Below are 24550 nucleotides of genomic sequence, written 5' to 3'. Positions count from 1 at the left end.
TAGCCGCGCCTCGCCGCTGCCCCGGCCGACACCGGCCGGGGTCACCCGGCGGTGGTCCGCCGGGTCCGCGCCGACGCCGCGGCCCAGCCGAGGCCGCCCGCGGCGAGCAGCGCCAGGACGCCCTCGGGCAGCGCGCCGAGGCGGGTGGCCGGGGTCCGCGACGAGCGCAGCGGGACCTCCTCCACGAGCGAGTCGGCGGTGAACCACTTCGTCTTCGCCCGCACCGCGCCGTCCGGCATGATGACCGCGCTGACGCCGCTGGTCACCGGGACGACGACGGCGCGGCTGTGCTCGACCGCGCGCACCCGGGACATCGCGAGCTGCTGGTACGTCATCTCGCTGCGGTCGAACGTGGCGTTGTTGCTGGGTACGGAGATGATCTGGGCGCCGCCCGTCACGGTGTCCCGCACCGCCCAGTCGAAGGCGGCCTCGTAGCAGGTCGCGATGCCCACCTTGGTGCCGGCCATGGTGAAGACGCCGGGCTTTGACCCACGGCTGAAGTCCTGGCGGACCATGTCGACGTCGCTGCTGAAGACCCCGATGAGGCCGCGCAGCGGGATGTACTCGCCGAAGGGCTGGATCTGCCGCTTGTCGTAGGTGTCCGTGGGGCCCTTCTCCGGGTCCCAAAGGATCTGCTCGTTGTAGAGCCTGCCGTCCGGCTTCTCGACGACGCCGCCCACCGACAGCGGGACCCCGATCGCCGCGACGGCGTCCTCGATCTCCTGGCGCGCGTCGGGGTTGGTGAACGGGTCGATGTCGGAGGAGTTCTCCGGCCACAGCACGAGGTCGGGGCGCTTGATCCGGCCGGCCCTCACCTCGGCGGCCAGGCGCTCGGTCTCGCGCACGTGGTGGTCGAGGACCGCGCGGCGCTGCGCGTTGAAGCCGAGCCCCGCGCGCGGGACGTTGCCCTGGATCGCGGCGACGGTCGCGGTGCCGTCCTGCGCGTCGTCGCCGACGAGCGGCCGCGCGGCGAAGGCGCCGAGGAGGGGTACGAGCACACTGAGCCCGGCGACGGCCACCGCCCCGCGCCGCAGTCCGCCCTCGGCGCGCGCGTCCCGGGCCCGGCGCGCGACCTCGTACAGGCCGAAGCCGCACAGGACGACCGCGAAGCCGAGCACGGGAGTACCGCCGAGCGCGGCGAGCGGCAGGAAGACGCCGTCCGCCTGGCCGAAGGCGATCTTGCCCCAGGGGAAGCCGCCGAAGGGCGCACGCGCGCGTGCCGCCTCGCCCGCGGTCCACAGGGCGGCTGCCCACAGCGGGTACCCGGGCAGGCGGGAGAGGGCCGCGATGCCCGCGCCGACCAGGGCGACGAGGACGGCCTCGACTGCGGCGAGCGCCAGCCACGGACCCGGGCCGACCTCGACGCCGGTCCACACCAGGAGCGGCAGCAGGAAGCCGAGGCCGAAGAGGTAGCCGAGGCCGAGACCGGCCTTCCAGGTGCGGCCGCGCAGGGTCCCGGCGAGGACGGCGAAGGCGGGCAGGGCGAGCCACCACAGCGTGCGGGGCGGGAAGCTGACGTAGAGCAGCACTCCGGAGAGGGCCGCCGCGGTGGCGGGCACGAGCCGTCGCAGGGCGCGCGGGGGGCGGGGGGCCGGCGCGGGCCGCGGATCGAGCTGGTCCGGCTCGTCCACGGGAGTGGTGGTGGCGGTCACCCGGGGAGTGTACGGCGCCTCAGCTGGGCGCCGACAGCGCGGTCGGAGCGCCCGAGGGCACCCCGTTCCGGCGCGGTGGACGCCGTCGGCCGGGGTCAGGGCGATGTGCCCCGGAGCTTCAGCCGGGCCCGGATCGCGCGGACCGCGGATTCGGCGTCGTCGACGGTCACCGTGAACGTATGGCCGTCGCCCAGCCGGATCACCATGCCCTCGCCGCGCCGGACCACGACGGCCGTGCCCTTCTCGGGCCGCCACCGGTAGCCCCAGCCGCCCCAGTGCCGGGGGGTGACCGTGGGGGCGAAGTCCGCGCCGACGACGTGGGAGAGCGGGATGTGGCGGCGCGGCAGGCCCAGATGGCCGCAGCGCACCTCCAGGGAATCCTTGTCGACCTTCACGGCCACATGGACGAAGGCGAGCGTCCCGAAGAGCATCAACAGGCCGGCGGCGATGCAGCCCACGACGGACATGAGCAGGGGCGCGATGCCGGAGGTCCACACGGAGCCGACCGCGAGCGCGATGCCGAGGGCCAGGCAGGCCGCGCCCGCGCAGGCCAGCAGCCACTGCACGCGGTTGGTCGCGCGGCCGGTCCAGACCTCGGGCTGGCCGTCGGTCACGGCTCGCTCGCCGTGCTCCTCATGGGCTCGGTCCTTCATGGCTTCGAGACTACTCAGGTTCCGCCGCGAAGGCATGCCGTCGCTCAGAGTGACCAGCACGGGAGCAGGGGCACGCCGGGTGAGTCAGAGCGCGGGGCTGACCGCCGCGAGCATGCGCCCTTCGGCGTACGCGAGTGCCGCCGCCGGCAGCCGCTCCTCGCGCCCGCTCAGCAGCACCGTGAGACCGGGCGTCGCGGGGCTGGACCCGGCGACGGCGGACCGGCCGACCCGGCGCAGCGCCTGGGCGGCGACGGCGCCGGCCGAGCCGTACAGCGCGAGCGGCGGCAGCTGGGGCCGCTGCACGGCGGCGCGGATCCGCTCCGCGACCAGTTCGTAATGGGTGCAGCCCAGGACGACGGCCCTGACATCGGGCGGGGTCAGGGCAGCGGCTGCGGCGATCGTCTCGTCGATGGCCCGCTCGTCCGCGTACTGCACGGCGTCGGCGAGGCCGGGGCAGGGCACCTCGGTGACGGCGACGCCGCTCGCGAACTGCTCGATGAGGCCGCGCTGGTAGGGGCTGCCGGTGGTGGCGGGCGTGGCCCAGATGGCGACGGGGCCGCCACCGGAGGCGGCGGGCTTGATGGCCGGCACGGTCCCGATCACCGGGATGCCGGGCTCCAGGCGGGCCCTCATGGCGGGCAGCGTGTGCACGGACGCGGTGTTGCAGGCCACGATCAAGGCGTCGGGCCGGTGCGCTGCGGCGGCCTCGGCGACCGCGAGGGCACGCCTGGTGAGGTCCTGCGGGGTGCGCGGCCCCCACGGCATCCCGTCGGGGTCGGAGGCGAGCACCAGATCGGCGTCGGGCCGCAGGCGGCGCACCGCGGCCGCCGCGGCGAGCAGTCCGATACCGGAGTCCATGAGCGCGATCTTCACCCGGTCACCATAGTCGATGGCCCCCGCGGGCCCGGGTCCGTGGGGCAGACTTCGACGGATGAGCGCCGTTGCGTGGATCGCCGCCGGATCGCTTGCCGCGTGGCTGTGGCTGCTGTGGGGGCAGGGTTTCTTCTGGCGTACGGATGTACGCCTTCCGCCCCGTGCTGACCCCGGGCGCTGGCCGTCGGTCGGTGTGGTCGTGCCCGCCAGGGACGAGGCGGACATGCTGCCCGTGAGCCTGCCGTCCCTGCTCGCGCAGGACTATCCGGGCCGGGCCGAGGTCTTCCTGGTCGACGACGGCAGCTCGGACGGTACGGGCGAGCTGGCGCGCGTGCTGGCCGAGCGGCACGGGGGCCTGCCGTTGACCGTCGGCTCGCCCGGTGAGCCGCCCGCGGGGTGGACCGGCAAGCTCTGGGCGGTGCGGCACGGGATCGCTCTGGCCCGCGCCCGGGACCCGGAGTACCTGCTGCTCACCGACGCGGACATCGCTCACGCGCCGGACAGCCTGCGGCAGCTCGTGGCCGCCGCCCACGCGGGCGGTTTCGACCTGGTGTCGCAGATGGCCCGGCTGCGCGTGCGGAGCCTGTGGGAGCGCCTGGTGGTGCCGGCCTTCGTCTACTTCTTCGCCCAGCTCTATCCCTTCCGCCGGATCGGGCGGAAGGGGGCGCGCACGACGGCCGCGGCGGGCGGCTGCGTCCTGCTGCGCGCCGACACCGCCGAGCGGGCGGGCGTTCCCGACTCCATCCGGCACGCGGTGATCGACGACGTGGCGCTGGCGCGCGCGGTGCGGCGCTCGGGCGGCCACCTCTGGCTCGGGCTCGCCGAGGGCGTCGACAGCGTGCGCCCCTATCCCCGCCTCGCGGATCTGTGGCGGATGGTGGCGCGCAGCGCGTACGCCCAGCTGAGGCACAACCCGCTCGTGCTCGCCGGCACGGTCGTCGGGCTCGGGGTGGTCTACCTCGCCCCGCCGTGCGCGTTGGTCGTGGGCCTGGTTACGGGCGAGGTGCCGGCCGCCGCGCTGGGGGGCCTGGCGTGGCTGGTGATGGCCGGCACGTATCTGCCGATGCTGCGGTACTACGGGCAGCCCTGGTGGCTCGCTCCCCTCCTGCCCGCCACCGCCTTCCTGTACCTCCTGATGACGGTGGACTCGGCGGTGCGGCACTACAAGGGGCGGGGCGCGGCCTGGAAGGGGCGTACGTACGCGCGTCCGGACGCCGCGGCCGGGCCCGCCGTCGAGCGGCGCTGAGCGGTCACTTCCTGCCCGGGGTCCAGTTCATGCCCCATCCGTAGGCCTGGTCGATGGTGCGCTGCGGGCTCACCCCGCGCTCGGGGACGAGGTAGCGGGCCTCGCGCTGGACGACGAGGTCGCCGCCGGTGTTGGTGAGCAGGGCCAGCGCGCACACCGTCGAGGGGACCGTGCACTCGTCGAGCGAGAAGTCGACGGCGGCGCCGTGCTGCGGCTGGAGGGTGACGGTGGCGTTGAGGTCGGCGAAGCTGCGGGCGCCCTCGTAGATGGTCACGAAGATGACGACGCGGCGGAAGTCCTCGATGTGGTCGAGGTTGATGGTGAGGTTCTCCCCACTGGCGACCGCGCCGGTGCGGTCGTCGCCGTCGAGCAGCATGTACGGCGGTTGGTGCAGCGCCCCGAAGGCGTTGCCGAGGGCCTGGACGACTCCCTTGCGGCCGTCGGCGAGTTCGTAGAGCGCGCAGAGGTCCAGATCGAGGTCGGCGTGCAGAGCGACGGCCCTGCCGAGCTTGGCGCCCCAGCCCTTGAACTGCTTGCGTGTCTGCCAGTTGAGGTTCACGCGCATGGCGCCCGAGGTGCCGCCCTGCTTGGTCAGCGAGACGGACGGGGCGTCCTTCGTCAACGTGACCTTGCTCAGGCGCACAGGGGCGGAGGCGGGGGCGGGGGCCGGTTCGGGTGCGGGTGGAGACGCGGGCGCGGGTGCGGCGGTGGGTGCCGGCGCGGGTTCGGGTGCCGGCGCGGGTGCGGTGGCGGGAGGCGGTGTCCTGGCCGGCTGGTCCACCGTGATCCCGTAGTCCGTCGCGAGTCCCTCCAGGCCGCTGCCGTATCCCTGGCCCACGGCGCGGAACTTCCACGCGCCCTGGCGCCGGTAGAGCTCGCCGAGCACGAAGGCCCGCTCCACGGTCGCGTCCGCGCTGTCGTAGCGGGCGAGTTCGGCGCCGCCGGCCGCGTCGAGCACCCGGATGTAGAGGCCGGGGACCTGCCCGAAGGTGCCGCTGTCGGCCGAGGCCGCGAGCACCACGGTCTCGATCGCGGGCTCCACGCGCGCGAGGTCGACGGTCAGCACGTCGCTGACACCGCCCTCGGCGTGCCGCTTGCCCTCGTGGCGCACCGCCCCGGAGGAGTGGGCGGGCTGGTTGTAGAAGACGAAGTCCGCGTCCGAGCGCACCTTCCCGGAAGCGGTGAGCAGCAGGGCGGACGCGTCGGCGTCGGGCACTCCGGCGCCCGAGGCCCACCCCAGCTCCACCCGCACGGCGGATGCCGGCAGGGGAACGTTCGATCCTTTAGACATGGTCATGTCCGCACCCAATCGTGAGTCACCGCGTCCGGCAGGGCCGCCGATTCCGTTCGCCGCCAACCTATTACCCGCGTCACAGGCGGGCCCATGACCGCGTCCCGCGGGCCTCGCGGCCGCGCCGCGGCCGACCGCGGGTAACCCGCCAGGATCACGGTCTTTACACGATTCGTACGCCGTTCGGCGACCGATTTTCCCAAGTTCGCTCGCATTGGGGGGCCATCGCCACTGCCGACACGTAAAACAACCCTCTTATCGGTCTCCCCAACCAGCACATCAAGGGCTTAACTTATGGGGTATGACCTCCCCCCGCTCCACCTATGGCGGCGGTTACTACTCCGCGCCGTCCTTCACGGACACTCCGATCTACGACTCCCTCGTCGCAGAGCGGGGCACTCCCCAGATCGCCCCGATTCGGGTCCCCTCCGCGTACGACACGGGTAGCCACAGCCACCTGCCCGCCCTCCAGTCCGCGCTGCCCGCGCTGCCGGCCGCCCCCGCCCAGCACAATCCGGGGTACGGCTACCCGCAGGCCCAGCAGCCGGCCCCGCTGCACCAGGCCGCTCCCGCGCCCTACATCCCGCAGCAGGCCGCCGCTCCGCGCGGGTATCCGGGCGCCCAGCCCCAGCGGCCGGCCGCCGGCACGGGGTACGAGGCGATGCGCCCGGCGGCGCCCCGCCCCGCTCCCGCGCCGTACGAGGATCCGTACAACCGCCCCTATCGCGGGTACTGATCGCCCTGGGGCGTCGCTGTCAGTGACTGCTGGCAGGATGTCCCCATGTCTAAATCAGCCCTTCGGTCGATCCACGTCCACCCGCTCAAGGCGGCCCAGGGACATGCCCCGCGCGAGGCCGTCGTGGAGCCCTGGGGGCTCGCGGGTGACCGACGGTGGATGCTGGTGGACGACGACGGCCGGTTCATCTCACAACGGCCGCATCCGCGCATGGCGTTGGCCGCCGCCGGGCTTCTGCCCGGCGGCGGCATCCGTGTGTCCGCTCCCGGCCGCAGGCCCCTCACGATCGCCGTGCCCGAGCCGGTGGCGACGGTGCCGGTGGAGATCTGGGGGGACAGGATCGAGGCGGTGCCGGCGAGCGCCGAGGCGCACGCCTGGTTCAGCGCCCACCTCGACGCGAGCGTGCGGCTCGTGCACCTCGACGACCCCGCCAAGCGCCGCCCCCTCGACCCCGGGTACGCCGAGGAGGGCGAGACGGTCAGCCTGGCGGACGGCTTTCCGCTGCTGCTCACCACCCTCTCCTCGCTCGACGCCCTGAACTCCCTGATCGCCCAGGGGGACCACGCCGACGAGGGCCCTCTTCCGATGAACCGCTTCCGGCCCAACGTCGTCGTGGACGGCACCCCGCCCTGGGCCGAGGACGACTGGAAGCGCCTGTCCATAGGCGAGGTCACCTTCCGCGTCGTCAAGAAGTGCGGGCGCTGCGTCGTGACGACCACCGACCAGAACACCGCGGAGCGCGGCAAGGAACCGCTGCGCACGCTGGCCCGCCACCGCCGCTTCGGCGACCAACTCGCCTTCGGGCAGAATCTGGTGCCCGAACACACCGGTACGATCCGCGTCGGTGACGCCGTCACGATCCTCGAATGACGGGCGTCTCGGTGGGGAACTCGAAGGCGGGACAGGGACGTTGAGGGTGGTGGGCGCGAGAGGGACGAGCGCGGCCGCGAAGGTGTCGTGCGGGAGGGCGGCTTCGCGGGCCGATGCCGCTCCCCCTTCTCGACCACCCGCGCGGGCCGTGCCCATCCAGTCCCGGCCATGACGGACGCGGAAGGGGGTGCGGGGCTGTGCGAGCGGTCGCCGGACTCTGGCGGTGGCGGCACAATCCGCTGCGCCGCCGGACCGACCTGGCCGAGGCCTGGCTGGCGCTCGCCGCGCTCGTGCTGATCGTGGTCGCCGCCCCCCTCGTCGGCACGCTCGCCGCCGGTGTCTCGCGCGGCGCCCTGCTCGGTTCGGTGCGCGAGCAGCGCGAGACCCGCCACGCGGTCGTCGCCGCGGTCCTGCGGCGGGTCCCCGCTCCCCCGCTCGACCCCGACCCCGAGACCTCGTCGGCGCGCGACGCCCACAGCCGGGTGCTCGCGCGCTGGACGGCGCCGGACGGCACCCGTCGCGCGGGGGTCGTCGTGGCGGCGCTCGACACCCCGGAGGCCGGGGACCGCTTCCGGCTGTGGACCGATGAGCGCGGCCGGGTCGTCGGCCGGCCGCTGGACACCGCGACGGCGACCACGCACGCGGCCCTCGCCGGACTCGGCGCGGCCACGGCGGGCGTCGCCGTCATCGAGGGCACCCGCAGGCTCGTCCTGTGGCGGATCGTGCGGGGCCGCCACCGCCGGCTGGACCAGGCCTGGGGCGAGGCGGGCCCGGACTGGGGCAGGACCGGCACCGGTTCCTGAGCCGCCCCGGACCCGACCGCGCGGGCAGCAGCCCGGCGATCGGGTCAACTGGCCCTGCTCCCGCGCGCTACGGTGGACCGGCCGAAGTCTTCGGCTCCTCGCGCGGCGGTGCGGCACATCGCGCACACCGGCGCAGGATCCCGCGTACGACGAGGTGGGGGCAGAGCAACTCCATGGCACAGGGCACGGTCCAGGTGACGCACACCGGCACGTCGCGGTGGCGGCGCCGCACCGGCGAGTACGCATCCCTCGCCGCCGCCTTGGAGGCCGCGGCCGACGGCGACATACTGACCGTCGCCCCGGGCACCTACCGCGAGAACCTCGTGGTCCGGCGCGCGGTGACGCTGCGCGGCCCGGACGGCCCCGGAGGCTCCGTGCGCATCGCGCCGTCCGACGGCGTGCCGCTCACGGTGCGCGCCTCCGCGATCGTGCGGGACCTGCACATCGAGGGCCAGGACTCCGCCGCGCCCGCGCTGCTGATCGAGGACGGCGCCCCCGAGCTGACGGACATCCGGGTCGTGACCCGCTCCGCGGCCGGCATAGAGGTGCGCGGCGGCGCCCGCCCCACCGTGCGCCGCTGCACCGTCGACAACCCCGGCGGCATCGGCATCGCGGTGCTCGACGGCGGCGGCGGGGTCTTCGAGGAGTGCGAGGTCGTCGCGGCGGGCCAGTCCGGCGTGGCGGTGCGCGGCGGCGCGCACCCGCGCCTGGAGCGCTGCCGGGTGCACCACGCGTCGGGCGCCGGGTTCTCGGTGACCGGCGAGCACACCGGTCTGGAGGCCATCGGCTGCGAGGTGTACGAGGTCAAGGGCTCGGGCGTGCACGTCACGGGGCGGGCGTCGGCCCAGCTGACCGACTGCGACGTGCACCGCACCACCTCGGACGGCGTCACGCTCGACACGGACGCCGTGCTGACGCTGGCGGACTGCCGCATCCACGACATCCCGGAGAACGCGATCGATCTGCGTTCGCGCTCCGTGCTCACGCTGACGCGTTCCACGGTCTGCCGGTTCGGCCGCAACGGCCTGTCGGTGTGGGACCCGGGCACGCGCGTGGACGCCAACCAGTGCGAGATCCACGACAGCACCGGCGACTACCCGGCGGTCTGGGTCAGCGACGGCGCGACGGCCGTCCTGGAGTCCTGCCGGGTGCGGGACGTGCCGGACGCGCTGTTCGTCCTGGACCGGGGCTCGCGTGCCGACGTCGTGGACAGCGATCTGACGCAGGTGCGCAACACGGCGGTGTCGGTGAGCGACGGCGCGACGGCGCAGCTGGACGACTGCCGCATCCGGGAGGCGGCGACGGGCGCGTGGTTCCGCGACCACGGCAGCGGCGGCACCCTCTCCGGCTGCACGATCGACGACGTGCAGACCGGCGTGATCGTCACCAAGGGCGCGGACCCCACCATCGAGCGCTGCACGGTCACCTCGCCCGCCGAGGCGGGTTTCTACGTCTCCGCGGGCGGCCGGGGCGGCTTCCACGGCTGCCGGGTCAGCGGCAGCGGCGGGTACGGCTTCCATGTCATCGACGGCTGCCGTACGACGCTCAAGAAGTGCCGCACGGAGCGGTGCGCGCGCGGCGGCTTCGAGTTCGCCGAGGAGGGTCCGCTGGTCGAGGACTGCGCGAGCGACGAGAGCGGCGGGCCGCGCGCTCCCGGTGCGGCGCCGCAGGAGGCACCGGCCGTGCGGACGGCCACGCAGACCGTGGGGCTGCTCGCCCCGGTCCCCGCCCAGCAGGCGGCGCCGGTTCCCGTGCCGTCCGCCCGCGCCTCCAAGGAGGTGCTGGGCGAACTCGACGCGCTGGTCGGCCTGGACAGCGTCAAGCGGGAGGTGCGCGCCCTCACCGACATGATCGAGGTGGGCCGCCGCAGGCAGCTGGCCGGGCTCAAGGCCGCCTCCGCCCGCCGCCACCTGGTCTTCACCGGCTCGCCGGGCACGGGCAAGACGACGGTCGCCCGGCTCTACGGCGAGATCCTCGCCTCGCTCGGCGTCCTGGAGAGCGGCCACCTCGTCGAGGTCTCGCGGGTCGACCTGGTCGGCGAGCACATCGGTTCGACGGCGATCCGCACCCAGGAGGCCTTCGACCGGGCGCGCGGCGGGGTGCTGTTCATCGACGAGGCGTACGCCCTGTCCCCCGAGGACTCCGGGCGCGACTTCGGCCGGGAGGCCATCGACACACTCGTGAAGCTGATGGAGGACCACCGCGACGCCGTCGTGGTGATCGTCGCCGGCTACACGGCCGAGATGCGGCGCTTCCTCTCCGTCAACCCCGGCGTCGCGTCCCGCTTCTCACGGACCATCACCTTCAGCGACTACGCCCCCGAGGAGTTGCTGCGGATCGTGGAGCAGCAGGCCGAGGAGCACGAGTACCGGCTCGGCGCGGGGGCGGGCGAGGCGCTCCTGAAGTACTTCACGGCTCTCCCGAAGGGCCCGGCGTTCGGCAACGGCCGCACCGCGCGCCAGACCTTCGAGGCGATGGTGGAGCGGCACGCGGGCCGCGTGGCCCAGCTGCCCGAGCCGAGCAAGGACGACCTCACCCTGCTGTATCCGGAGGATCTGCCGGAGCCGGTGTGAGGGGTGGCGTCGCCGCGGGCCTCGGGGCGGGCACGACCGCCTTGAGGCGGGCGAGGAGCCGCGCGCGTTCCTCGGCGAACGCGGGGTCGGACTGGTAGTCGCCGTGGCCGCGGATCGGTGCCGGGAGCGGGTGTTCCTCCGTACGGCCGTAGGCGAGGGGGTCCTTGAGGGCGGCGCGGTCGACCTGTGGGCCGCAGTCGCCGCGCAGGCCGATGGGGCCGCCGATGGGGTCGGTGGGGCGGTGCAGGTTGCGCCAGCAGTCGACCTCGCGGTGCAGCGAGGTGAGCGCCGCCGGGCCGAAGTGGGCGGGGAACCAGCGGCCGTAGAGGCGCTCCAGGGGTGAGCCGTAGGTGAGCAGGGCGACGCGCCTGCGCACCGAGGGGCGCAGCTGCCAGGCGGCCGCCGCGGCGAGGACGCTGCCCTGGGAGTGACCGGAGAGGACGAGGCGGCCGCCCGTGGCGCTGGTGGCCCGGGTCCAGGCGGCCATGCGCCAGGTCAGGTCGGGCACGGCCCGCTCGGCGTAGCAGGGCGGGGCGAAGGGGTGGGCGGCGCGCGGCCAGAACGTGCCGACGTCCCACAGGATGCCGATGGTGCGGCGGGCCGAGGCGTCCTTGTAGGCGCGGCGCCCCCAGGTGACGAACAGTATGAAGCCGAAGCCGATCAGCCAGGAGCCGAGCGCCTGGCAGGTCTCGGCGGCGCCCTCCACGACGGCGGGGGTGCCTTGCGCGGCCTTGGCGGGGACCTGCTTCGTCAGCCAGGCACCGGCGAGGGCTCCCGCGCCGAGCAGCAGGGTGACGGCGGAGACGATGCCGACGAGCAGCGGGGCGCGGTCGGTCAGGGCGGCCCGTGCGCGGGTGCCCGCGATGCGGCGGGTGCGGGTGGTGTCCTGGGGCTCGCCGGCGTACTCGGCCGCCACCGCGGCCATCTCGCGGCGCTTGCGCTGGAGGGTGCGCACGCCGAAGTAGGCGCAGAGCAGGGCGACGACGACCAGGAGCGCCGGGATCACGGACGCCTGCCAGGTCAGGAGCACGGGCGGGCCGGCGATGGAGCCGTGTGCGCCGTCCAGCCAGTCGGCCACCCGCTGTGCGCCGCCGCCGGACATCACCCCGCCGAGGGAGCAGGCCAGCATCGCGACGGCGGGGCCGCCGAGGCCGCGGATGGCGGTACGGGCGTTGGGCGCGGTGCGGTACAAGAAGTGGGCGCACCCGGCGAGAGCGACGATCAACAGGCCCTGGACGAGGGCGATGCCGCCGAACGTGGCGTCGCCGGGCAGTCGGCCCGCGGACTGCCAGGCGGGGCGCGACCAGCCCGCGTACAGCAGGGTCAGCACGAGCAGGGCGAGCGTGGCCAAGGGGAGCCCGCGCACGAGGGCCCGGTCCAGTTCGCGGTCGAGCCGGTTCTCGGTGCGCCCTCTGCGGCACACCACCCACACGACGACTCCGATGCCGAGGACGAACGCCGTGACGAGGGTCCAGCCGAGGACGTCGAGGAGGGCGGGTCCGCCGGGGCGCCGGTCGTGGCGCGCGGCCGCGGCGCCGACGGCGGCGGCGACGGTGAGCAGGCCCGCGGCGGTGTGGGCGGCGCGCAGCCGGGCGACGAGCCTGCGGCCGTACCAGAAGCCGGGCCTGCCGAGCGCGGTGCGGCTGGTCTCCTCCTCCGGGTCGGGCTGGTGGGGCAGCGGCTGCTGGGATTCGTACGCGCTCCAGGTGCGGTGGGAGAGGTACCAGAGCAGGCCGGTGAGGGCGGCGGGCAGCAGGGCGGCGAGGGCCAGGCGGCGGCCGGGCTGTGCCCACCAGCCGCCGTGGCCCGCGCCGTCGGTGGCGAGGAAGCCGAGCCAGGCGCGGTCGGCGGAGCACCGGGGGGTGCCCGCGCACTGCCAGGCCGTGAGGTCGAGCGCGACCTCGCAGGCGGCGGCGACGAGCAGCACGGTGAGGGTGAGCCCGGTCAGCCGTACCAGGAGGCCGTAGGCGCGCGCGAGGCGTCGGCGGTGGCGGGAGGTGGGGCGCATCCAGTGGGCGAGGTTGACGACCATGAAGGGCAGCAGCAGGAGCCACAGGGCACGGGAGCCGTTGCCGGAGGTGAGGTTGCACCAGACGTAGGCCTCGGGGACCGGTTTGCCGCGGTAGTCGTCGGGGCGCGCTTCGGCGTCGGCGTCCTCGGCGCGGCGGAAGAGCGCCGCCGTGTCGTCGCCGGCGATCCGCACGGTGCGCGGGTCGCCCAGCATCTGGTCCGGTGTGGTGCCCCCGACTCCATGGACCAGGAGTTCCAGGGCCGTCTCGTCCTGTGTCGCACGCTCCACTGTTCCGCTTCCCCCGAGGTGTGCGTGGTGGGGAACAAGGATCCCGGCTCACTGCCGACGGCGCACCCCTCGTCACGTAATCTCCCCGTCCCGGGTGGCCGTGAACCCGCGCGCGGGTGATCGTCCGGCTGTCGGTGGCACATGCGAGGATGAGGTCGTGCGCCGGTCGGGCGCGGTGGGTGTGACGAGGCAGAGGAGCCGGGCCGGGTGTGAGTGAGAACCAGAACCTTCTCGCCGAGCAGCGCCGTGCCCTGATCCTCGACGAGGTGCGCCGGCGGGGCGGGGTCCGGGTCAACGAACTGACCCGGAAGCTGGGCGTGTCCGACATGACGGTCCGCCGTGATCTCGACGCGCTCTCGCGCCAGGGAGTCCTGGAGAAGGTGCACGGCGGCGCGGTGCCGGTGGTCGAGGCGAGCACGCACGAGCCCGGGTTCGAGGCGAAGTCCGGCCTGGAGCCGACCGCCAAGGAGGACATCGCGCGCGCCGCCGCGTCCCTGGTGGCGCCGGGCTCGGCGATCGCGCTGTCCGGCGGCACGACGACGTACGCGCTGGCGCACCACCTCCTCGACGTGCCGGATCTGACGGTGGTGACCAATTCGGTGCGGGTCGCGGAGGTGTTCCACAGCGCCCAGCGCGGCTCGGGGCAGCGGCAGGGCGGGGCCACGGTGGTGCTGACCGGCGGGGTGCGCACGCCCTCGGACTCGCTGGTCGGGCCGGTCGCGGACCAGGCGATCGCCTCGCTCCACTTCGACGTGCTCTTCCTCGGGGTACACGGCATATCGCCGCTGGCCGGCCTGTCGACGCCCAATCTGGCCGAGGCGGAGACGAACCGGCGGCTGGTGGGGTCGGCGCGGCGGGTGGTGGTGGTCGCGGATCACACCAAGTGGGGCACGGTGGGGCTGAGTTCGTTCGCCACGCTCTCGCAGGTGGACACGCTGGTGACCGACGCGGGGCTGCCGGCCCAGGCGCGCGCGGAGATCTCCGAGCGGCTGAACCGGCTGCTGGTGGCGGGCGAGGGCGGCGGGGGCACGGCACCGACCGCCGGCGCCGACGAGGCGTCGGACGCCGGGGCCTCCACGGACGCCGAGGACGCGACGGGCGCCTGACGGGCCGTCGGCCTACTCGGGCCACGCTCCCGTCGTGAGCAGCGTGTCGATCGCGCGGGCGTACGGCGTGATGTCCAGGCCCTGTTCGGCGAGCCAGGTGTCCGAGTAGTACTTGTCCAGGTAGCGGTCGCCCGGGTCGCAGATCAGGGTGACGACGCTGCCCGTGCGGCCCGCGGCCACCATCTCGGCGACGATCTTCAGGGCGCTCCACAGGCCCGTGCCGGTGGAGCCGCCCGCCTTGCGGCCGATGGCCTGCTCCAGGGCGCGCACGGCGGCGACGGACGCCGCGTCGGGCACCTTCATCATGCGGTCGATCGCGCCGGGCACGAAGCTCGGTTCCATGCGGGGGCGGCCGATGCCCTCGATGCGGGAGCCGCAGTCACTGCTCGCGTCGGGGTCGCTCTTGGTCCAGCCGTCGAAGAAACAGGAGTTCTCCGGGTCGGCCACGCAGATGCGGGTGTCGTGCTGCATGTAGTGCACGTAGCGGGCGATGGTCGCCGAGGTGCCGCCGGTGCCGGCCGTGGCGACGATCCACGCCGGCTCGGGGTAGCGCTCCAGGCGGAGCTGCTGGTAGATCGACTCGGCGATGTTGTTGTTGCCGCGCCAGTCGGTGGCGCGTTCCGCGTACGTGAACTGGTCCATGTAGTGGCCGCCGGTCTCGACGGCGAGGGCGGCCGACTCGGCGTACATCGTGCGCGGGTCGTCCACGAAATGGCACTGACCGCCGTGGAATTCGATCAGCCGGATCTTCTCGGCGCTGGTCGTGCGCGGCATCACCGCGACGAAGGGCACGCCGACCAGTTTCGCGAAGTACGCCTCGGAGACGGCCGTGGAGCCGCTGGAGGCCTCGATGACCGGGCGGCCCGGCCTGATCCAGCCGTTGCACAGGCCGTAGAGGAAGAGCGAGCGGGCGAGGCGGTGCTTGAGGCTGCCGGTCGGGTGCGTCGACTCGTCCTTCAGGTACAGGTCGATGCCCCAGTGCTCGGGCAGCGGGAAGCGCAGCAAGTGGGTGTCGGCCGACCGGTTGGCGTCGGCCTGGACCTTGCGGACGGCTTCTTTGAGCCAGGCGCGGTACTCCTCGTCGCTGTGGTCGACGTCGAGCGTGGGCATCGGACCGACGGCTCGATCCGGCTGTGGGGTGCTCACCGCGGGGCTCCTTCGCGTCGTGCCGGACGCGATTCGACGCGGCCGTACCCTCCGATCATAGACACCCCTCACACGCCTCTCACCTGCATAAACACACCTTTGAGCAGCCCAAAGCCACCGCTGGCCCCCGCCGTCGGGCGGCCGGTGGCGCGGGGGCGGCACGGATCGTGTGCCGCGTGTCGGGACGTCTCCACGCACACTGGTGCTCGGCGCCGGTGGCGTGCAGACTGCACCGCAGGGGCACGTGTCCCGACAGGAGCGGTTCACCGAGAAGCACAAGGGGGCGGAGCCTCATGGCGGAGCCGGAGTTCACGGCCACGGGCGTGCGGATCGGCCGGCGCCTGCGTTCCCTCACCCGGGCCGGGCAGGTCCGTATCGCCGACGGCAGACTGGAGTTGCTCACCAGTTACGGCAAGGAGATCGACAGCGCGCCGGTGCAGGCGGTGCGCACGGGCAAGCCGTGGTTCGCGGCGCAGGACCAGGCGCTGGCCGACGTGAACGGCAGGCGTTACACCCTCACGCTCGGCGAGCGGGAACCGGGCCCGGGGCAGGGCGGCCCGCCGACCGTGCGCAGATTCATCGAAGCCGTCCGCCGGGCCGGCGAGCGACGCCGACGGCTCTGACCGGAAGCGTCCCCCGACGCCGTGAGCGGGTCCTCGACGGCGGGCGGGGGCCCGACGCGCGCGTCCCCCGGTGCCTACGGGCGGGCGCGGGAGCGGGCGGAAGGCTGTCCGGCGCCGTGGGCGGGAGCGGGAAACGCAAGTCTTCGCTACCGCGGGCGGGGCCGGGCGGAAAGCTGTTCGGCGCCGTGGGCGGGGTCGGGCGGAAGGTTGTTGGCCGCTGTGGGCGGGAGCCGGGCGCGCAGGGCCTCGCCACTGCGGGCGGGGCCGGACGGAAGGCCGTCCCGGTGCCGTGGGTTGGGTCGGGGCGGAAGGCTGTGGGCGGCAGCCGGACGCGCGGGGCCTCGGCGCCGTGGGCGGGGTCGGGCGGGAGGGCGTCCGGTGTCGTGGGCCGGGGCGAAGGGGAGAGGCGGCGCCGCCCGGCGGCGGAGCCCCGGCGGTGCGCGCGGTTGCACGCCCGCACCCCCTGGGTCACTCTGGTCTCACATCACTCTGGGTTTACCGGCGATGACGCTGAAGAACCAGCCCGCCGCCGGCCACGCAGCAGGCGGCAGACCACGCGGCCCCCTGCTCGATCCGAACGTCGTCTTCTTCCGGACCTCAATTCGGGGAGTCGCAGCCGTGATCAGCCAACCAAGCAGGCATTGCACGGTGGAGCTCCAGGCTCTGCCGTCGCGGATCCGCCAGGTCCGCAGAATCATCTCTGCGCAGTTGCGCTACTGGCATCTCGATCCCTTGATAGACCAGGCCGCGCTCGGCGTGACCGAGTTGCTCAGCAACGTCCACCGGCACGCCGAACCGGACAAGGGCTGCACCGTGGAGATCGAGCTGCTGCTCGACCGCCTCACGGTCTCCGTCCACGACAACGACCCTCGGCTTCCCGAGGTCCACGACGCCGAACCCTTCGCCACCTGTGGCCGCGGCCTCGCGATGGTCGCGGCGGTCAGCGAGAGCTGGGGCGTGAGTCCGCGGGGCGACACGGGCAAGACCGTGTGGTTCACACTGCCCGCGCCCTCCCCCTTGGCGACCGTGCCCGCGTACCCCGTGTACGGGTCGGCCGCGAAGACTCCCGCCCGGTCGGCCATTGCCGGCTGACCGGGCGGTGACCCTCCTTTCCGCCCGCACCCGGTGAAGACGGCCGGCGGCACATCGAGACGTGCCGCCCGCCGAGCGGGGCGCGGGCCCCCGACGCTCCCCTGGCCGGGCCCCCGGCAGGGGTAACCGAACGACAGAGAGGCGCGCCCCTCATAGACCTCTATACCTACTAGTATGTACAGTGTCCGCATGAGCACTCCGGAGCGTCTGATCGAGTCCACCCGCGCGCTGCTGTGGGAGCGGGGTTACATCGGCACCAGCCCCAAGGCGATCCAGCAGCACGCGGGCGCGGGGCAGGGCAGCATGTACCACCACTTCGCGGGCAAGCCCGATCTCGCGCTGGCCGCGATCCGGCGGACGGCCGAGGAGATGCGGGCCGCCGCCGAGGCCGTGCTGGGCGCCCCGGGATCCGCGTACGGGCGGATCGAGGCGTATCTGCTGCGCGAGCGGGACGTGTTGCGGGGCTGCCCGGTCGGGCGGCTCACGATGGACCCGGACGTCATCGCGAGCGACGAACTGCGCGCCCCGGTCACCGCGACCCTCGACTGGCTGCGCGACCGGCTCGCGGGAATCCTTGAAGAGGGCCGCGAGCGCGGCGAGTTCACGTCCGCGCTCGACGCGCGAGAGATCGCCTCGACGGTCGTCGCGACGGTCCAGGGCGGTTACGTGCTGGCCCGCTCCGCCGGCTCACCGGCCGCCTTCGACGCGGCGGTACGCGGCCTGCTCGCGCTGCTCAGGGGATGTGCGGCCCCGCACGCCACCACTGCCATCGCCTCTCACGCCGACACCAACGAGTAAGCAGGGAACACCCGTTGCACATCACCCGTCATCGGCCCGACAGCCGGCCGGGCCCGGCCGAGCACTTCACCGGAACGGTCTGGCTCGACGAGATAGCCGCGCCTCCACCCCCTTCACGCCTGCGGATGTTCAGTGTCCACTTCGCGCCCGGCGCCCGGACCGCCTGGCACCGCCACCCGCACGGCCAGGTCCTCCACGTCACCGAGGGCGAGGGCCTCGTGCAGCGCGAGGGAGGCCCGGTGGAGACCATCCGGGCGGGTGACACGGTGTGGATCGAGCCCGGCCAGGCGCACTGGCACGGCGCGGGGCCGCGCACGTTCATGACGCATCTGGCCGTGGTCGAGGCGGCCGAGGACGGGACGACCGCCGACTGGGGCGCCCTGGTCGACGCCGGCGCCTGTCCCAACTGAGCCCGCCACCAAGGAAGTACACGATGCGTGCCATGCAGTACGAGATCACACTGCCCGCCGACTACGACATGGGGATCATCCGCCACCGCGTCGCCTCGAAGGGCCACCTCCTCGACGCGTTCGCCGGGCTCGGCTTCAAGGCGTACCTGATGCGCGAGCGCGGCAAGGACGGCTCGCCCGTCAACCAGTACGCGCCGTTCTACTGCTGGAACACCGCCGCGGGCATGAACTCCTTCCTGTGGGGGCCCGGTTTCCAGCAGCTCGCCGACGATTTCGGGCGGCCGGTGGTGCAGCACTGGTCGGTCCTCGCGTACGAGGACACGGGCGCGCCCGCCGCGACACCGCGGACGGCGGTACGCCACCGCCAACCGATCCCCGCGACGTCACGCCTGCCCGAGCTGGCGGAGCAACTCGCCGACGAGGCACGGCAATCGGTGCGGCACGACGGCGCGATGAGCGCACTGACCGCGATCGACCCCCGTACCTGGGAAGCGGTGCACTTCTCGCTCTGGGAGGGTGCGGCGCCCAAGGGCCCCGGAGAGGTCTTCCAGGTGCTGCACCTGTCGGCGCCCGAACACGAGAAGCCGGCGACGGGACGGCAGTGGTGACCCCGCCGGAATCGGGCGCCGCCCCCGCGGTGCGCACCGTCCTCGGGGACATCGCCCCGGCCGACCTCGGCGTCTGCGACGCCCATGACCACCTCTTCCTGCGCAGCCCGCAACTGCCGGGCCAGGAACTGGACTCGGCGGAAGCGGCGGCGGACGAGCTGGCCGCGTTCCACGCGGTGGGCGGGCGCGGCGTCGTGCAGTGGACGCCGTACGGGATGGGGCGGCACGCGGCCCGACTGCCGGAGCTGTCGCGGGCGACCGGCGTACGGATCGTCGCCGCGACGGGCCTGCACCAAGCCGTGCACTACCCGGCGGAGCTGCCGACGCGCCTGCGCACCGAGGGGCTCGCGGAGCTGTTCGTCCGCGAACTCACGGAGGGCATCGGGGACTCCGGTGTACGCGCCGGGCTGATCAAGGTCGCGGGCGGTTTCCACGGGCTGGACGCCCACGCGTGCTGGACGATGGGCGCGGCGGCCGAGGCGCACCACGCGACGGGCGCGCCGATCGCCGTCCACCTGGAGCTGGGCACCGCCGCACTGGACGTACTCGACCTCCTCTGCGGGGAGTTGGCGGTCGCCCCGCGCCGGGTGGTCCTCGGGCACCTCAACCGCTCCCCCGACCTCGCCGTCCACCGCCGGGCCGCCGAGGCAGGTGCTTTCCTGGCCTTCGACGGCCCCTCCCGCGCCCATCACGCCACGGACTGGCGCATGCCGGAAGCGGTGCGCGCCCTGGTGGAGGCGGGGTACGCCGACCGCCTGCTGCTGGGCGGCGACACGACCACGGCGGGGGCGAGGTCGGTGCGGGGCGGGCCGGGGATGCCCCATCTGCTGCGGGGAGTGCGGGACCGGCTCGAGGCCGCCGTCGGCGCGGAGCCGGTGGAGCTGATGCTCACGGCCAACGCGGGACGGGCGTTCGGGGCGGAGTGGGCGTAGGAACGTATTGCACCGTCCGTTCCAAAACCGGTACGGTCTCCCCATGGCCCGCCCGAGGACTTTCGACGAGGAACGGGCCCTGGACGCGGCCATGCGCGCGTTCTGGGTGAACGGCTACGAGGCCACCTCGACCCAGGACCTGTGCGAGGCCACCGGCCTGGGCCGCAGCAGCATCTACAACACGTTCACCAGCAAGCACGACCTGTTCCGGCGCGCCCTGGCCCGCTACATGCAGCGCATGAACGCCGGGCAGATCGAGATCCTCGAGGACGGGGAGCGGTCGGCGACGGAGCGCGTCCGCGCGCTGTTCGCCCGCATCATCGACGGCGAGTTCGAGCACCGCGAGGACGGGCGCAGCATCGGCTGCCTCACCGTCAACACGACCGTCGAACTCGCCGCGCGGGACCCGGAGTCGGCCGCGATGCTGGAGCGGGACCTCGCGCTCCGGCTCACGGCGCTGCGGGCCGCGATCCGCTCCGGGCAGCGGGACGGCGACATTACGCGGAAGCGGGACGCGGACACCCTGGCCCGCTATGTCAACGCCGTCATCGGCGGGATGCGGATCTCCGCGCAGGGCGGTGCCGACCGGGCCGCCCTGGAGGCCATCGCCGAGACCGCCCTCGACGCGTTGGCGGTTCGCTGACCGCCCCGGAGTCGACCGCACGGGCCCGACCCGCACCCTCGTCGCCTTTGCATGCCCGCATTTTGTACCGACCTATCCAAAACGTTCGCCCGCCGCGCCCGACAGGAGCACACCGCCATGCCCCGTGCCGTATACGTCCTGGCCCTCGGCATCTTCGCCATGGTGACCAGCGAGTTCGTGGTCGCAGGCCTGATGCCGCGGATGGCCGAGGGACTGCACGCCACGATTCCCGAGATCGGCTACCTCATCACCGCCTTCGCCGCCGCGATGGCCCTCGGCGGGCCCTGCCTCACCGTGGCTCTGCTGAGATTGCGTCAGAAGACCGCGCTCATCCTGCTGTTCGGCATCTTCCTCATCGGCAACGTGCTCGCCGCCCTCGCGCCCGACTACCGCACGATGCTGGTGGCCCGGGTGCTCACCGGCATCGCGTCCCAGGCCTTCTTCGGCGTCTCCATCTCCCTGGCCTCCCGCCTCACCCGGCCCGACATGCGCGGACGCGCCATCGCCGTGGCCCTCAACGGGCTGATGCTCGGCACCCTGCTCGGCCTGCCGCTGTCGACCGTCATCGGCGAACACCTGGGCTGGCGGGCCGCGTTCTGGGCCATCACCGCCCTGACCGTGCTCGCGGCGCTCGCCACGCTCGCCGGCGTGCCGGGCGCGGACAGTGATGCCGACGAGAGCGGCGGTCTCCGCGCGGAGCTGGGCGCCTTCCGCAGTCGGCGCCTGTGGCTGACCCTCACCACCAGCACCTTCGTCATCGGTGCCACCTTCTCCGCCTTCAGCTACCTCACCCCGATCCTCACCGAGGTCACCGGCTTCGCCACCGGGACCGTCCCCCTGCTGCTCATCGCGTACGGCGCCGCCACCGTCGTCGGCAACACGATCGTGGGGCGGCTCGCCGACCGCCGCGCCGTCGCCGTCCTCGGCGTGGGGCTCGCGCTGAACGTCGCCTTCCTGACGGGGTTCGCGCTTTTCGCCCAACTGACCGTGCCCGCCGTGGCGTTGACGATGGGCATCGGGCTGGTCGGGGTCACCATGAACCCGGCCCTGGCGACCCGGGTCCAGCGGGCCGGCAACGCCCGGCCCCTGGTGAACACCGTCCACTCCTCGTTCATCACCCTCGGCATCATCATCGCCACGTCCGTCGGCGGCCCCGCCATCGACGCCTTCGGGCTGCGGGCACCCCTGTGGATCGGCGCGGGACTCGCCGCGCTCGGGCTCGGCACGCTGGTACCGGACGTGCTGCGCCGCCGGGCCGGGGCGAGGGCGAGCACGGCGGCGCCGATCGAGACCTCCCGCCCCGCGGCCCCCGGCCTGGAGGTGCCCGAGAGGGTGTAGCACCCGTCCGGCCCCGGCGGCCGTCGCCGCGACGCCCGCGGCCGCCAACCCGGCCGTCCTATCCCAGCGCCCCCAGGGGGTCGTCGAGCACCGGCTGCCAGGCCAGCTCCGCGGCCCCCACCAGGCTGTTGTGGTCCAGGGTGCAGGCGAGGATCGGCACGCTGCCGCTGCGCCCCCACAGGCTCCGGTCCGCCACCACGGCGCGCAGCCGCTCCGGGTCGGCCTCCAACAGGGCGCGGTGCAGCCCGCCCAGGATGATCCGGTCCGGGTTGAGGATGTTGACGAGGCCCGCGAGACCGAGGCCGAGCCGGTCGATCAGCGCCTCGGCGGCGGCGCGCACCGCCGGGTCGCCGTACGCGTCGCGCAGCAGGGTCCGGGCCTGGACGAGCAGCCCCTCGGGGCCCGGCTCGCGGCCGGCCTGCGTCAAGAAGGCGAGGGGGTCCGTCTCCACGTCCAGGCAGCCCCGGCTCCCGCAGTAGCAGGGCCGCCCCTCGGGGTGCACGGTGAGGTGTCCGACCTCCAGGGCGAGGCCCGAACTCCCGGTGTGCAGACGGCCGTCGAGGACGAGGGCGCCGCCCACGCCCCGGTGGCCCGTCGCCACGCACAGCAGGTCCCGGGCGCCGCGCCCCGCGCCGTGGCGGTGCTCGGCGAGGGCGGCGAGGTTCACGTCGTTGCCCGCGAAGGCCGGTCCCTCGATGCCCGCGGCCCGCACGCACTCGGTGAAGATCTCGCGCACCTGCGCGCCCGCGGGCCAGGCGAGGTGCAGCGGATTGAGCGCGGTGCCCTCCGGCTCGGCCACCGCGGACGGCACCGCGAGGCCCGCGCCCACACAGCGCCGGCCGGTCTCGCGCAGCAGCCGCGCGCCCGCGTCGACCACGGAGCGCAGCACCTGGGCCGGGTCGGCGTCGACGGTCTCGCAGCCGGGAGCGGTCGCGACGGCGCGGCCGCCGAGGCCGACCAGTGCGGCACGGAAGCCGTCCGCGTGCACCTGCGCCGCCAGCACGACGGGCCCCTCGTCCGCGACGGACAGGCGGTGCGAGGGCCTGCCCTGCGAGCCCGCCGCCGCGCTCGGCTTGGCGTCGATCCGGATCAGGCCGAGCGCCTCCAGCTCGGCGGCGACGGCGCCCGCCGTGGCGCGGGTGACGCCCAGCTCCGCCGTGAGGACGGCACGGGTGGGGGCGCGCCCGGTGTGGACCAGTTCGAGCGCGGGGCCCAGCGCGCCGCGGCCCCGCTCCAGGCGGGTACGCGTGGTCACTTCCCCCTCGGCGCGGGGGTCAGCCTTGCCGTTCATGAGGGCGAGTCTCCCATGATCCGTACACGGCATCGCCTGCTCCGTACACGGCGTCGTCGTGCGCAGGTCATCCGCCCGTTCCCCGGCGAGGGGGCCGGGGCCTTCGCCGAGGAGCCGGGGCGCGGGCGTCTTCGTACGCCGGGCCGGTCCGTGCCCCGGCGCCGCGTGCGGGGATCGCCCCCCGGGTCGTCCCGAGCGCCGAATCGCCTTGTACGAGACCGGTGCGCACCCCTACCCTGACTTTGTGCCGCTACTAAACAAACTCGGGACCGCGGCGTCGCGGCCCACCGATCCCGCCCTGCGCCGCCTGCGCGCGGCCCTCACCGTCTTCTTCGCCCTCGACGGCTTCGTCTTCGCCGGCTGGGTCGTCCGTGTCCCCGCCATCAAGGAGCGGACCGGCGCCTCGGCGAGCCAGTTGGGGCTCGCCCTGCTCGCCGTCTCCGCCGGCGCGGTGGTCACGATGACGCTGACCGGCCGCCTCTGTCGGCGCTATGGCAGCCTGCCGGTGACCGTGGCCTGCGGGGTGCTGCTCCCGCTCAGCGTCGCGCTGCCGCCGCTCACGGATTCGGTCCTCGTGCTCGGGCTCGTCCTGCTGGTCTTCGGGGCCGCGTACGGGGGCATCAGCGTCGCGATGAACAGCGCCGCCGTCGATCTGGTGAGCGCTCTGCGGCGCCCCGTGATGCCGAGCTTCCACGCGGCGTTCAGCCTGGGCGGCATGCTCGGCGCGGGGCTCGGCGGCCTCGTCGCGGCGCACCTCTCCCCCACGCCCCATCTGCTCGGCATCACGGTGACCGGCCTCGCGGTCACGGCCGTGACGGCGCCCACGCTGCTGCGGCCGGGCGCGGCGGAACTCCTGCGGGCGCACTCCCCCGTCAGGCCCGACGGCCCCGCCGCGGCGTCCAAGCGGGGCGGTTCGCGCCGCATGGACCGCCGCACCCGCGGCCTCGTCCTGGTCTTCGGGCTCATCGCGCTGTGCACGGCGTACGGCGAGGGCGCCATCGCGGACTGGGGTCCCCTGCACCTGGAGCAGGACCTGCACGCGCACCCGGGCGTCGCCGCCGCGGGGTACTCGTGCTTCGCCTTCGCGATGACCGTCGGCCGTCTGCTGGGCACCACCTTGCTGGAGCGGCTCGGCCGGACCCGTACGGTCGTCGCCGGCGGCGCCACCGCGTGCGCCGGGATGCTGCTCGGCGCGCTCGCGCCCTCCGCGGGCCCGGCCCTCGCCGGATTCGCCGTCACCGGGCTCGGCCTCGCCAACATCTTCCCCGTGGCCGTCGAACGGGCGGGCGCGCTCGCCGGACCCGACGGGGTCGCCACCGCCTCCACGCTCGGATACGGCGGCATGCTCGTCGGACCGCCCCTCATCGGGTTCATGGCCGACTGGTACTCCCTGCCGGTCGCCCTGACGAGCGTCGCCGTGCTCGCGGGGGTCGCCGCGTGCGTCGGCCTCGCGACCCGGCGCCCGGAGCGGAGCGGACGCCCGGAACCGGATCACACGGGACGCCCGGAGCGCAAGCGCTCCGCGGAAACGGTCTGACATCTCCCCCGGGCTCCCGTTCGAGCGCGC

22 protein-coding genes are annotated in these 24550 nt (G+C 74.2%); 15 read left to right on the top strand and 7 right to left on the bottom strand.

The genetic code is table 11. From position 1 onward, the window contains the following. Nucleotides 1–41: 41 nt before the first annotated feature. The 3 genes from lnt to ABZ385_RS26035 form a co-directional block, all read right to left on the bottom strand. On the bottom strand, nucleotides 42–1652 hold the full coding sequence (lnt, locus tag ABZ385_RS26045; RefSeq protein ID WP_358578656.1) for an apolipoprotein N-acyltransferase: 1611 nt from the start codon (nucleotides 1650–1652) through the stop codon (nucleotides 42–44). A 95-nt stretch (nucleotides 1653–1747) separates the two neighbouring features. After that, nucleotides 1748–2305, bottom strand: coding sequence for a hypothetical protein (locus tag ABZ385_RS26040; protein ID WP_358578654.1), 558 nt, complete (start codon nucleotides 2303–2305; stop codon nucleotides 1748–1750). Between the two features lie 84 nt (nucleotides 2306–2389). Beyond that, complete coding sequence (locus ABZ385_RS26035; RefSeq protein WP_358578652.1) at nucleotides 2390–3178, bottom strand: aspartate/glutamate racemase family protein; 789 nt, start codon at nucleotides 3176–3178, stop codon at nucleotides 2390–2392. 58 nt (nucleotides 3179–3236) lie between these two features. Between ABZ385_RS26035 and ABZ385_RS26030 the strand changes: the two genes are divergently transcribed. Then, nucleotides 3237–4424: a glycosyltransferase gene (locus ABZ385_RS26030; protein ID WP_358578650.1), complete on the top strand. Its 1188-nt coding sequence runs from the start codon at nucleotides 3237–3239 to the stop codon at nucleotides 4422–4424. Nucleotides 4425–4428: 4 nt separating this feature from the next. On the opposite strand, the gene ABZ385_RS26025 is transcribed toward ABZ385_RS26030, so the two are convergent. Further along, on the bottom strand, nucleotides 4429–5715 hold the full coding sequence (locus tag ABZ385_RS26025; protein ID WP_358913529.1) for a TerD family protein: 1287 nt from the start codon (nucleotides 5713–5715) through the stop codon (nucleotides 4429–4431). 301 nt (nucleotides 5716–6016) lie between these two features. Here ABZ385_RS26025 and ABZ385_RS26020 point away from each other — a divergent pair, with 301 nt between their 5' ends. The 4 genes from ABZ385_RS26020 (at nucleotide 6017) to ABZ385_RS26005 (ending at nucleotide 10697) form a co-directional block, all read left to right on the top strand. Then, the gene (locus ABZ385_RS26020) at nucleotides 6017–6451 is read left to right on the top strand and encodes a DUF6643 family protein (protein ID WP_358913455.1); all 435 of its coding nucleotides are present in this window, start codon (nucleotides 6017–6019) and stop codon (nucleotides 6449–6451) included. A gap of 45 nt (nucleotides 6452–6496) precedes the next feature. Then, the gene (locus tag ABZ385_RS26015; protein WP_358578642.1) at nucleotides 6497–7321 is read left to right on the top strand and encodes an MOSC N-terminal beta barrel domain-containing protein; all 825 of its coding nucleotides are present in this window, start codon (nucleotides 6497–6499) and stop codon (nucleotides 7319–7321) included. A 197-nt stretch (nucleotides 7322–7518) separates the two neighbouring features. Next, on the top strand, nucleotides 7519–8124 hold the full coding sequence (locus ABZ385_RS26010) for a hypothetical protein (protein ID WP_358913453.1): 606 nt from the start codon (nucleotides 7519–7521) through the stop codon (nucleotides 8122–8124). 173 nt (nucleotides 8125–8297) lie between these two features. Then, nucleotides 8298–10697: a right-handed parallel beta-helix repeat-containing protein gene (locus tag ABZ385_RS26005; RefSeq protein WP_358579238.1), complete on the top strand. Its 2400-nt coding sequence runs from the start codon at nucleotides 8298–8300 to the stop codon at nucleotides 10695–10697. Here ABZ385_RS26005 and ABZ385_RS26000 read toward each other — a convergent pair. After that, nucleotides 10657–12921 carry a hypothetical protein gene (locus ABZ385_RS26000; protein ID WP_358913528.1) on the bottom strand — a complete coding sequence of 755 codons (2265 nt, stop codon included), beginning with the start codon at nucleotides 12919–12921 and terminating at the stop codon, nucleotides 10657–10659. The genes ABZ385_RS26005 and ABZ385_RS26000 overlap by 41 nt on opposite strands. Before the next feature lie 284 nt (nucleotides 12922–13205). Here ABZ385_RS26000 and ABZ385_RS25995 point away from each other — a divergent pair, with 284 nt between their 5' ends. After that, a complete protein-coding gene (locus ABZ385_RS25995) occupies nucleotides 13206–14102 on the top strand; it encodes a DeoR/GlpR family DNA-binding transcription regulator (protein WP_358913451.1) in 897 nt (298 codons plus the stop codon). Between the two features lie 12 nt (nucleotides 14103–14114). Here ABZ385_RS25995 and ABZ385_RS25990 read toward each other — a convergent pair whose 3' ends face one another. Beyond that, nucleotides 14115–15212: a PLP-dependent cysteine synthase family protein gene (locus ABZ385_RS25990; protein WP_358579379.1), complete on the bottom strand. Its 1098-nt coding sequence runs from the start codon at nucleotides 15210–15212 to the stop codon at nucleotides 14115–14117. Between the two features lie 329 nt (nucleotides 15213–15541). Between ABZ385_RS25990 and ABZ385_RS25985 the strand changes: the two genes are divergently transcribed. The 8 genes from ABZ385_RS25985 to ABZ385_RS25950 all read left to right on the top strand — a co-directional run bounded on the left by ABZ385_RS25985 (nucleotide 15542) and on the right by ABZ385_RS25950 (nucleotide 21692). Further along, nucleotides 15542–15871 (top strand): hypothetical protein, encoded by a 330-nt coding sequence (locus ABZ385_RS25985; RefSeq protein WP_358579242.1) that lies wholly within the window; start codon nucleotides 15542–15544, stop codon nucleotides 15869–15871. Nucleotides 15872–16489: 618 nt separating this feature from the next. Beyond that, on the top strand, nucleotides 16490–16963 hold the full coding sequence (locus tag ABZ385_RS25980; RefSeq protein ID WP_358579243.1) for an ATP-binding protein: 474 nt from the start codon (nucleotides 16490–16492) through the stop codon (nucleotides 16961–16963). A 174-nt stretch (nucleotides 16964–17137) separates the two neighbouring features. Then, nucleotides 17138–17761, top strand: coding sequence for a TetR/AcrR family transcriptional regulator (locus ABZ385_RS25975; protein WP_358913449.1), 624 nt, complete (start codon nucleotides 17138–17140; stop codon nucleotides 17759–17761). Nucleotides 17762–17775: 14 nt separating this feature from the next. Then, a complete protein-coding gene (locus tag ABZ385_RS25970; protein ID WP_358699174.1) occupies nucleotides 17776–18171 on the top strand; it encodes a cupin domain-containing protein in 396 nt (131 codons plus the stop codon). 23 nt (nucleotides 18172–18194) lie between these two features. Further along, nucleotides 18195–18779 (top strand): DUF4865 family protein, encoded by a 585-nt coding sequence (locus ABZ385_RS25965; RefSeq protein WP_358699172.1) that lies wholly within the window; start codon nucleotides 18195–18197, stop codon nucleotides 18777–18779. Then, the gene (locus tag ABZ385_RS25960) at nucleotides 18776–19711 is read left to right on the top strand and encodes a phosphotriesterase (protein WP_358699170.1); all 936 of its coding nucleotides are present in this window, start codon (nucleotides 18776–18778) and stop codon (nucleotides 19709–19711) included. Before ABZ385_RS25965 ends, ABZ385_RS25960 begins: the two co-directional genes overlap by 4 nt. Before the next feature lie 43 nt (nucleotides 19712–19754). Continuing rightward, the gene (locus tag ABZ385_RS25955) at nucleotides 19755–20354 is read left to right on the top strand and encodes a TetR/AcrR family transcriptional regulator (protein WP_358913447.1); all 600 of its coding nucleotides are present in this window, start codon (nucleotides 19755–19757) and stop codon (nucleotides 20352–20354) included. A gap of 117 nt (nucleotides 20355–20471) precedes the next feature. Then, complete coding sequence (locus ABZ385_RS25950; RefSeq protein ID WP_358913445.1) at nucleotides 20472–21692, top strand: MFS transporter; 1221 nt, start codon at nucleotides 20472–20474, stop codon at nucleotides 21690–21692. A gap of 58 nt (nucleotides 21693–21750) precedes the next feature. On the opposite strand, the gene ABZ385_RS25945 is transcribed toward ABZ385_RS25950, so the two are convergent. Continuing rightward, nucleotides 21751–22983 carry an ROK family protein gene (locus tag ABZ385_RS25945; RefSeq protein ID WP_358579258.1) on the bottom strand — a complete coding sequence of 411 codons (1233 nt, stop codon included), beginning with the start codon at nucleotides 22981–22983 and terminating at the stop codon, nucleotides 21751–21753. A gap of 244 nt (nucleotides 22984–23227) precedes the next feature. On the opposite strand from ABZ385_RS25945, the gene ABZ385_RS25940 reads away from it, so the two are divergent. Continuing rightward, entirely contained in the window at nucleotides 23228–24520 is a 1293-nt protein-coding gene (locus ABZ385_RS25940) for an MFS transporter (RefSeq protein WP_358913443.1), read from the top strand. The last annotated feature ends 30 nt before the right edge of the window (nucleotides 24521–24550 follow it).

This window comes from Streptomyces sp. NPDC005898, assembly GCF_040629635.1.
Classification (GTDB): Bacteria; Actinomycetota; Actinomycetes; order Streptomycetales; family Streptomycetaceae; genus Streptomyces.
This window is presented reverse-complemented; position numbering and strand designations above follow the sequence as displayed.